The sequence below is a fragment of the Bacillus sp. P4_D3 genome, from assembly GCF_056401855.1.
In genome coordinates this window covers 1-2,314 of the sequence record NZ_JBFUIN010000502.1, presented here as the reverse complement: position 1 = coordinate 2,314, position 2,314 = coordinate 1, and the positions used below count along the sequence as shown (strand labels likewise).

General features: G+C 38.2%; 1 protein-coding gene. It reads right to left on the bottom strand.

The annotated features are described in order from the left end of the window. Positions 1 to 216 precede the first annotated feature (216 nt). On the bottom strand, positions 217 to 2,314 hold a 2,098-nt coding region (locus AC1DTM_RS23295; protein WP_477000997.1), incomplete at its 5' end, for a transglycosylase domain-containing protein.

The window sequence follows — 2,314 nt, the reverse complement described above, 5'->3', positions numbered from 1 at the left end:
CCATGGCACACATCCTAGTAGTACTACTTTTTATAGCCCTAGCTATCCAATACCTCCGACTCAAATTTTTTATCATTTCCCATCAATTTACYTTCAAAATTTCTATGGTACTTTTAATATTTAAAAAAATCGTAAGAAATCACGACCTTTTTAAATACAAAAAGCACGTAAGGAAGCGCTTTTTGCGATTCCTTACGTGCTCTTCAAATACATTATTTATTGTCCATTATTGGCAGGGACTTCTCCTGCGTTCCCGCCAGTAGTTGGTGGAGCAGGAGTCTCTTGGCCACCTCCAGTGGTTGGTGGATTTGGAGTTTCTTGGCCACCTCCAGTGGTTGGTGGATTTGGAGTTTCTTGGCCACCTCCAGTGGTTGGCGGATTTGGAACTCCAGTGGTTGGTGGATTTGGAGTTCCTTGGCCACCTCCAGTGGTTGGTGGATTTGGAGTTCCTTGACCATTTCCGTTGTTCGGTGGATTTGGAGTTCCTTGACCATTTCCATTGTTCGGTGGATTTGGAGTTCCTTGACCATTTCCATTGTTTTGTTCATTTTGCTTATTCTGTTCATCTTGTTTCTTTTGCTCTTCTTGCTTCTTAAGTTCATCTTGCTTCTTTTGCTCTTCTTGTTTCTTTTGCTCTTCCTGTTTCTTTAATTCTTCTTGCTTTTTCTCTTCTTCAGTTTTTTGCTGTTGATCTTGCTTCGGTTGTTCAGTTGTATCCGGCACGCTCGTATTTGGAGATGAATCACGTTTTGCACCTTTTATACGTAACTCACTACCTTCTTGAATAACACTACTTGGCATTTTAAAGCGTGATTTATCTGTAGCCATCTCGCTCATCATTTCTTTAAAAATCAACTGTGCAATTTTCGTATTTTTACTACTAATATACTCGTCTTTACCATCTTTCATATATCCAGTCCATACTGCCATCGTATATTGCGGTGTATATCCTGCAAACCAACTATCACGAGTTGCACTTTCTGGTAGTTTATATTGCGCTATTTGTTTTGAAGAATAGTTTGTTGTACCTGTTTTACCAGCTACATCTAAAGAGGCCACATTTGCCGATGTACCAGTACCTGATGTAACTACAGAACGAAGCATATCAGTAATCATATATGCTGTAGAATCCGCCATAACTGGTTTTGGTTTTTGTCCAAAACTTTGTGACTTGCCATCTGGATAAACTACTTTCTTAACAAAATGCGGCTTCGTATACTTACCATCATTACCAAATGCCGCATAAGCACCCGCTATTTCAGTTGGTGATACTTCGTTTGTACCAATCGCTGTAGATTCTGTCGGTGCTGTATTAAATGTAATACCTAATTTCTCAGAGAAGTCTTTCGATTTACTAATTCCCACTTCTTTTGCAGTTTTAATTGCCGGAATATTACGCGACATTTTTAATGCTTCACGCATTGAAATTGGGCCTGAATAACTTCTGTCTGCATTTCGAACTTCTTGCCCCGTTGAATACTTAAATGGAGAGTCATCAATTTGATGGTAAGTAGCCCATTTTAAATATTCAATTGCAGGAGCATAGTCAAAAATCGGCTTCATTGTCGAGCCAGCTGCACGATCTAATTCAATTGCCATATTATGTCCTTTAAATACAGCTTTATTTTCACCACGACCACTGCCTATAGCACGAACTTCTCCTGTTTTCGTATCCATAAATGTGAAAGCACCTTGGAAGCTCTCATTTGGATAATTAATAATATTTGTATTTAAAATATTATCAGCCAATTTCTGTGCTTTAGGATCCAATGTTGTATAAATTTCTAAACCGTCAGAACCTATATTAGCATCTGGTAGTTCTTTTTCTACTTCTTTCACAACCGCATCCATAAATGCAGGATATGGCATCGCTTGTAGTTCTGTTGCAGGCTTAAGTCCCTTTTCTACGTCAACTTTCGATGCTTCTTCCATTTCTTGTTTTGTTATATAGCCATGTCGATTCATTAACCCTAGTACAGTATTTCTTCTTTCTGTTGCCCTTTGAACATTTTCTTTTTTCGTTGGGTCATAGTTATTCGGCGCTTTCGGTAAACCGGCAAGCATCGCAACTTCTGGTAATGTTAACTCATTCAATTCTTTACCGTAGTAGTTTTGTGCTGCTGTTGCGATTCCATATGAACGGTTACCTAAATTAATTTTATTTAAATACATCTCTAATATTTCATGTTTTGAATACTGTTGTTCTAGCTTATACGCTAAATATATTTCCTGAACCTTACGCTTTGACGTTTTTTCCATCGATAAGAAGTAGTTTTTAATAACTTGCTGCGTTATCGTACTTCCACCTTGAGAG